Source organism: Pseudomonas sp. NPDC090208 (assembly GCF_044746785.1).
In the GTDB taxonomy this organism is placed as follows: domain Bacteria; phylum Pseudomonadota; class Gammaproteobacteria; order Pseudomonadales; family Pseudomonadaceae; genus Aquipseudomonas.
In genome coordinates, this window is sequence record NZ_JBIVCU010000022.1 from 1 (window position 1) to 6,568 (window position 6,568).

At 60.2% G+C, this 6,568-nt stretch carries 8 protein-coding genes; 4 read left to right on the plus strand and 4 right to left on the minus strand.

Going from position 1 to position 6,568, the window contains the following annotated elements; all coding sequences use genetic code 11:
• Positions 1 to 942: 942 nt before the first annotated feature.
• Positions 943 to 1,485 carry a kinase inhibitor gene (locus tag ACIPL0_RS27060; protein WP_400601072.1) on the minus strand — a complete coding sequence of 181 codons (543 nt, stop codon included), beginning with the start codon at positions 1,483 to 1,485 and terminating at the stop codon, positions 943 to 945.
• A gap of 147 nt (positions 1,486 to 1,632) precedes the next feature.
• Here ACIPL0_RS27060 and ACIPL0_RS27065 point away from each other — a divergent pair, with 147 nt between their 5' ends.
• Positions 1,633 to 2,313 (plus strand): nitroreductase, encoded by a 681-nt coding sequence (locus tag ACIPL0_RS27065; protein ID WP_400601074.1) that lies wholly within the window; start codon positions 1,633 to 1,635, stop codon positions 2,311 to 2,313.
• A 14-nt stretch (positions 2,314 to 2,327) separates the two neighbouring features.
• Here the strand turns inward: ACIPL0_RS27065 and ACIPL0_RS27070 are convergent, their stop codons facing one another.
• On the minus strand, positions 2,328 to 2,846 hold the full coding sequence (locus tag ACIPL0_RS27070) for a hypothetical protein (RefSeq protein ID WP_400601076.1): 519 nt from the start codon (positions 2,844 to 2,846) through the stop codon (positions 2,328 to 2,330).
• Between the two features lie 310 nt (positions 2,847 to 3,156).
• Positions 3,157 to 3,531, minus strand: a complete 375-nt coding sequence (locus tag ACIPL0_RS27075; protein WP_400601078.1) for a MerR family transcriptional regulator — start codon at positions 3,529 to 3,531, stop codon at positions 3,157 to 3,159.
• Positions 3,532 to 3,607: 76 nt separating this feature from the next.
• Here ACIPL0_RS27075 and ACIPL0_RS27080 point away from each other — a divergent pair, with 76 nt between their 5' ends.
• Together ACIPL0_RS27080 and ACIPL0_RS27085 are read left to right on the plus strand one after the other, a co-directional pair.
• Entirely contained in the window at positions 3,608 to 4,084 is a 477-nt protein-coding gene (locus ACIPL0_RS27080; RefSeq protein WP_400601080.1) for a hypothetical protein, read from the plus strand.
• A 49-nt stretch (positions 4,085 to 4,133) separates the two neighbouring features.
• Entirely contained in the window at positions 4,134 to 4,631 is a 498-nt protein-coding gene (locus ACIPL0_RS27085; protein ID WP_400601082.1) for a hypothetical protein, read from the plus strand.
• Between the two features lie 72 nt (positions 4,632 to 4,703).
• Here the strand turns inward: ACIPL0_RS27085 and ACIPL0_RS27090 are convergent, their stop codons facing one another.
• A complete protein-coding gene (locus tag ACIPL0_RS27090; protein ID WP_400601084.1) occupies positions 4,704 to 5,540 on the minus strand; it encodes a hypothetical protein in 837 nt (278 codons plus the stop codon).
• A gap of 231 nt (positions 5,541 to 5,771) precedes the next feature.
• Here ACIPL0_RS27090 and ACIPL0_RS27095 point away from each other — a divergent pair, with 231 nt between their 5' ends.
• Positions 5,772 to 6,383: a hypothetical protein gene (locus tag ACIPL0_RS27095; protein WP_400601086.1), complete on the plus strand. Its 612-nt coding sequence runs from the start codon at positions 5,772 to 5,774 to the stop codon at positions 6,381 to 6,383.
• Positions 6,384 to 6,568: the final 185 nt, after the last annotated feature.

The window sequence follows — 6,568 nt, forward strand, 5'->3', positions numbered from 1 at the left end:
CGGGATGGAAAACCATGGCAAGACTCGCCTGCCAGCCGTTAGTCGGGTGGGAGGCTTAAGACAGTTGGCTCCCTCCCACGGATGTGTGGTGTTTGGGAATTTTGGTCAGCCATCGCAATCTGCAAAGCCAACACAGAACCCTGTGGGAGGGATCCGAGGTCACGAGGGTCGCGAAGGCGGTCTTTATGACACACCGCCTTCGCCAGCAAGCCGGCTCCCACGGCCTTCGGCCAGAATCAAAAGCAGATGGCACACCCCTCCCCGTAGCAGTCCGGCTTGCCGGCGGTGGCGATCTTGAGGACACCCCACAAGACCGTAACCAGCCCAAATCACTGTGGGAGGGATCCGAGGTCACGAGGGTCGCGAAAGCGGTTTGCCTGACACACCGCCATCGCGGGCAAGTGCGCTCCCACGGCCTTCGGCCAGAATCAAAAGCAGACAGCATGCTCCGCCCTGTAGCAGTCCGACTTGCCAGCGGTGGCGATCTTGAGGACGCCATCGCGGGCGAGCCCGCTCCCACAGGGAGTGTGTGTTTCGCCGGTTTTTGATCTTGCTTTGGATTTTGATCTGGGGCCCCGTTCCAGAAGGCCGAACGCAGGCGATGCGCAGTGGGTCGAGCGACAGGATGTCGCGAGAGCCGCGTGGGCCATGGATGGCCCATTCGCGGCGGGCCCACGGAGCATTGCCGGAGTGAGGGTACACCGAGCATTAGCGAGGTGCCGTATGGCGGGGTATGGAGCCCTTGGTTACTTGGGGCTTTTCCAAGTAACTCGCCGTGAGGCGAAACCAAGCTGCGTTAGCAGCTACAGCGCAAGACCAGACACACCGAGTGCGCAGGTTTTACGACGACTGCGTCGCCGGTCGCAGGGCAAGCCAGCTCCTACAGTTGTCCGCGTAAGGTGCCGGAGGCGAAACCAGCCATCGCCGTCAGCCACAACCCCTCTACTGACGCTGATAAACCGGCGTGATCGTCGCCGTGTCCAGCACATTGGCATTGAGCATATACCCCACCAACGCGCCGCTGGCCTGCTCGTCGAGCGGCAGTTTGTCCACCTTCAACGCCCAGACCGTGAACCGGTAATGATGCGGCTTGTCACCGGCAGGCGGGCAGACGCCGCCGAACCCGGCGCTGCCATAATCGGTGCGGCCCTGCACGGCGCCGGCCGGCAACTGCTTGCCGGCACCACGGGAGAGGCTGGTGACCTCGGCCGGGATATTGACCACCGTCCAGTGCCACCAGCCACTGCCGGTCGGCGCGTCCGGGTCGTACACCGTCACGGCGAAACTGCGGGTGCCCGCCGGCGCATTGCGCCAGGCCAGTTGTGGCGAGACATTGTCGCCATCACAACCAAAGCCCTTGAACACCTCACGCCGGCTCAGCGGCTGCCCGTCGGCAATGTCCTGGCTGGTCAGCTGAAAGCTGGACGCGTGGGCGGAAAGGGTTAATGTAGTGGCGAGTGCGGAAAGGATGAACCTGATCTTCATTCAACGAGTTCCTGACAATTGAACAACACGTCGATGCTAGAGGAACCTCAAATGTTTTACCGGTCAGATATCCCCGATTTCCTGCCAGAACAATTCAGTGCACCATCTCCTTCCATTCACCGTTGGAAAGTTTGATCAGGTGCCCTCATGTTTTCCACTCCTTACATTGACGAACTGATACGCGGCCGAACTTCCAAACGCAGCTTTACCGACACACCTGTCTCTATTGAAACCGTTCGGGAAATCATTTCAGTTGCCCGTCACGCGCCCAGTGCAAGTAACAGTCAGCCATGGCGCTGTTTTATCCTGACCGGCCAGGCACTCAAGCGAATAACCGACGGCGCCGTGGCTGCCTATCAAAACAATCCACTTGAGTTGGCGCCGGAATACCCGTTCTTTCCCAACGAAGTGCATGAGCCTTATGCGCGGCGCACGACGTCATTTCGCGAACAACTGGGCGAGGCGCAAAGTTGCAATCGGGCAGACAAGGAAAAACGCCGGCTCAACATCGAACACCAGTTCCGCTTCTTCGATGCCCCGGTGGGGCTGATCTTCACCATGGACCGCCGCCTGGAGTGGTCCAGCTTCATCTGCTACGGCTGCTTTTTGCAGAACATCATGCTCGCGGCGAAAGGCCGTGGGCTCGATACCTGCCCGCAGCAGATCTGGTCGCTGCAGCACGCTTTTCTGCGTCAGGCGCTGAAGCTGGGCGAAGAAGACATGGTGGTCGCCGGCATGTCCCTGGGCTGGGCGGACAATGCCCGGGAGGTCAACCGCATGACCGTCCCGCGCATGCCATTGGACGAGTTCGTGACCTTTCTGGAGTAGCGGCCGGAGTGCCTTCAGACCGGGCTCGGCGGGGATTTTTCCATCTCGTGCTTGACGTAAGGCACTGCCTGTACGCCATCGGCGCCGGGCAGTTTGGGTTTGCCCCGCAGCGCTTCCATCAATTGCGCGGTGGCACTGGCAAACTCGGCATTGAGCCCGGCGATCTGCTGGATGATGGCGCTGCTGCGCTGAGTCTTTTCTTCCGGTGTGAGGCTGCTGTCGCCCTGGATCGCCTGCAGTTGCGCCTGTTGTTCCTGCAGCTTCTGCTGCAGCTCCTTCATGCGCTCGCGGATCTTTGCCACCTCTTTGGCCTGCTGGGCGGCTGGGGAGTCTTTGGGTTTATCGGCCGAAGCCGAGGCCTGCAAACCTTCGACAGAAAGGTCGACCTTGACCGCTGGGCGGGTGGCCGGCACAGCAACTTCCGGTAACTCAGCCGTCGTTGCCTGATGGCGGGTTTCCGGTGTCTCCAGTTGCAATTGACGATTGGCAGGAATAACCGAGTGATTGATGGCAACACCCGAAAGTGTATTCATGGGAAATATCCTTTGTAGGAATAACTGTCCGTTGAACGGGATGACACGTTAAAAGTTGTCAGGTGTGTAAGGCGGCGTAAAACAAATAACCGGCATGCGAATCACCAGGCGAACACTGTCAAGTGTCCGATGGTTTGATTCGCCTGCCATGGATTTTTTGATGTGCGCTCATGCAGTGTCAAGCGCGAATGAAGTGTTGGCGGGATTTATGGGTTAATTGTCTTTTGGCGAAACAGCATAAGTATCGGCTTGTTGCCGAGTATTGAAACAGTCGACATGAAGTAAGCACCGCCATTACACAGCGTGCGGTTCAACGTGCGTCATGTTCCGTTTCAGCCAGCAGCGGACAGACCTGTGCCGCGCGATCGGCCAGCACGTCACGCAGCATTTGCATCTGCGCAATGCGTTCGTCGAGCAGGGCGATCTTTTCCGCGAACAGCCGGGCCAGCAGTTCGGTGGTCGCACCTTCACTGCTCCACAGCAGGGGCAGGTTTTCGCCGATTTCGGCGAGGGAAAAACCGAGTTGCTGGGCCAGCTTGATGTAGCCCACCAGTTGCAGGGTTTCCTCCGGGTACAGCCGGTAACCGTTGGCGCTGCGTTGTGGCCTGATCAGGCCTTTTTCCTCATAAAAGCGCAGTGCATCCACCGACACTCCGGTGCGCCTCGCCACGTCGCCGATTCTCATTTTTTCCGATTCCCGCCGTTGACTCTGGACCTTACCCCAGGCTTTAGCCTGCGGGCTCGAACTGTGAGGGAAGACCATGATCAACGCAAACGGCAATCGCCGCATCGTCCGCGCCAGCGCCATATACGACCTGCTTGCCACCACCGCCTTCATGACGCCGTGGACCACAAACGCCTGCCTGCAGGGCTTCAACGCGATGTCCGATACCTTGAGCCTCGACCGCCCGATTCCGTCGCTCGATGCATCGCAGATGCTGTTCGCCAACCTGCTCGGCAGCGTGGTCATCGTCTGGTCGCTGTGGCGCCTGCGCCATCCTGGCCGCCTCGTCGGCCTCTACGATGCCCTCGCCAGAGTGCTGTTTGCCGTCTGGCAACTGTATGCGGTGGCGCAGGGAGCAAGCCTGTTGATTCTCGGCTTCACGTTGTTCGAAGTGCTTTTTGCGCTGGCGCAGGTGTGGCCGGTGCGGGAGGGCGGTGGCAATGGCACGAATCAACCAGAACCTGTCATTTCCGACCATCTGGAATTGCCTACAGTCGCCGGCAAAGGCCAGTGATGCGGTTTCCTCATTGGCATCTGTCTGTTCGCCGATTGAGGTAATGCCCATGATTCCCGTTGAAGTGATTCTTCCGCTCGGCGTCACGCTGGGTCTGATCGCGTCTGGTCTGGTCGGCCTGTGGTACGTCTGGCCTCGGATGCGCGGAGCGTCCCCGAGCGATGCGCTGATTCCGCTGATCCTGCCCCATTGCTTTCGTTATCTGGGGCTGTCGTTTCTGATTCATGGCGTCACCAGCGTGCCGCTCGACAGCCGCTTTGCTGTGCCCACCGCCTATGGCGACCTGCTGACGGCGTTGCTGGCGTTTGCTGCCATCGCCGCGCTGCGGGTCAAGGCCCGCGGGGCCACGGCGCTGGTATGGGTGTTCAGCGTGGTTGGCATTGCCGATTTCCTGAATGCCTTCGCCCGTGGGCTGACGTTCGCGGCGCCGGGGGATTTCGGCGCGACGTACTACATCCCCATGGCGGTGGTGCCGCCGCTGATGGTCAGCCATTTTCTGATTGTCGGTTATCTGCTCAAAGGCCGATCGACTGCCGCCGACAGGTGAGGGCAGGGAGGGTCAGACCCTGCCGGGCCGAATTCACTGTGAGTCCGGCCGGCAGTTGCCCTGGCTTGAACGTCAGCCGTTGCGGCGTTCGTCCAGCACTTTGCGGGCTTCCCGCGCAAGGCGGTCCAGGCGGTTCACCAGTTCGACCATGACGTCCAGCGTGTCGACTTCTTCTTCGCCCTTGTGGCTGTCGAGCAGCGCCGCGATGCAGTCCTGAATGGCCGGTGACCAGCGCTCTTCGGCTTCTTCCTTCAGCGCGTGCAGGGTGTTGATGCCACGGGTGGCGCCTGCGGTGATGGCCTCGGCTTCGTTGTCGTGGACGAAGGCCGGCTCGCGGGGCGTCAGCGGGATATCGTCCTGATCGGCCTCTTCGTCGTCCTCGTCGAAGACAACATGGGTTTCGGCGTCTTCGTCGTTTGTGGATTGAACCGATTTCACCAGTTCGCCAATGAAACTGCCGGCCTCGCTGCTCAGGTACTGCACGGTGCCCAGGTGGGTGTTGCGCCGTGGTGATTGCGGCAGATAGAAACGCACTTGCTCACCCTCGCCAAGGACCAGATCGCTCCATTCGCGCAGGGTGTAGTCGTCGGACAGGCGCGGGTAGTTGGTGCGTGATTGCAGCCGGTTGATCGCGGCGTCGCTGAGTGATTCGGGGTCGACCATCACGCCGTACTTGCGCAGCAGGTCATGCGCCACCTTGTGCCGCGGTTCGAGCAGCTTCGGGTTGATGCCCTTGTGGTACGGCGCCGCCAGTGCCCGCTGTGCGGCATTGAGCTGACGGTTGTCCAGCACGCCGACCAGCTCACCCAGTGTGTCCCGGTCGCTGGCGCCTTCCGGCACGATCCAGTCGGCCATCAGCGTCTGTGCGTGTTCGACGGCCTGGGCGAGGGTTTTGACGGGGTGGGACATGTGGAAATCCTTTCACGTTGAAGGCGGATACTCGCCGGGTTTTGGATGATAGCAATCTGATTGCGTTGGGCAGACTGCCAACTTGGCGTTGTTCCGGCAAGGGCGCAGTTGTGAGTTGTTGGTCATTTAGCCACTATGGCGCTGATCAGGGGCGGTGTGGCTTAGCAGTCGCTCGGTGTGTGCGCTCGAAACCACGCTGCCTGAACGCCCAGCCATTGCCAGTGAGGCCCCATGAACGCGCGCGAAGCCAATCAGATTGCCAAACGCTACGAGCAACAAGCAGACGCTTTCGACAAGCTGGATGCCCTGTTGACCCCATTCTTTCTGCGCACCTCGCTGGCCGACTGCATGGCGGAAATCAGCGAGTGCGTATCCGAGGCATGGGAAGCCAACATCCAGTGCGGCTGGCTGTCGGATTACGGCGATTTCGATGAACTGGGCGCACTGGTTGCGCAAATCCGCCGGGACGGCGCTGGCAAGCGTTTCAAGAGCCTGCAAGACATTCCCGAGCACCTGCGTGACGAATTCGATGACAACGATGAAGACTTCAATGCCTTTGCCAACGAGCTGCGCGAGGAATGCCGCGACGGCTTCGACTCACTGTGCGAACAGCAGGAAATGCTTGAAGAACAGTTCGAGCTGGCCGGTTTCGACGACGTCTTTGCGTTTGACGAGGACAGTCAGGATGCCGAAACCACGCGGGTGATCAATCAGGTTTTCAACCACCTGCACACGCTGTGGGTCGACTACGAAAAACTGGCCCGCAGCCTGGTCGGCATGGCTCATCACCTCGATGATCCGGACCCCGACCTGGGGCTCACCAAGGCCTTGATGTTCGACTGAGCCAGAGGGTGATTGCGGGGCAGGCAACCGCCGGCAAGCCGGACTGCTACGGGTTGGGGGTGTCCTGCCTGAACTTTGCCGACAGCACAAAACCTGTGGGAGGGAGCCCTGCTCGCGAAAGCGTTGTGTCATTCAATGTTGCATTGGCTGACCGGATGGGTTCGCCAGCAAGCCGGCTCCTACAG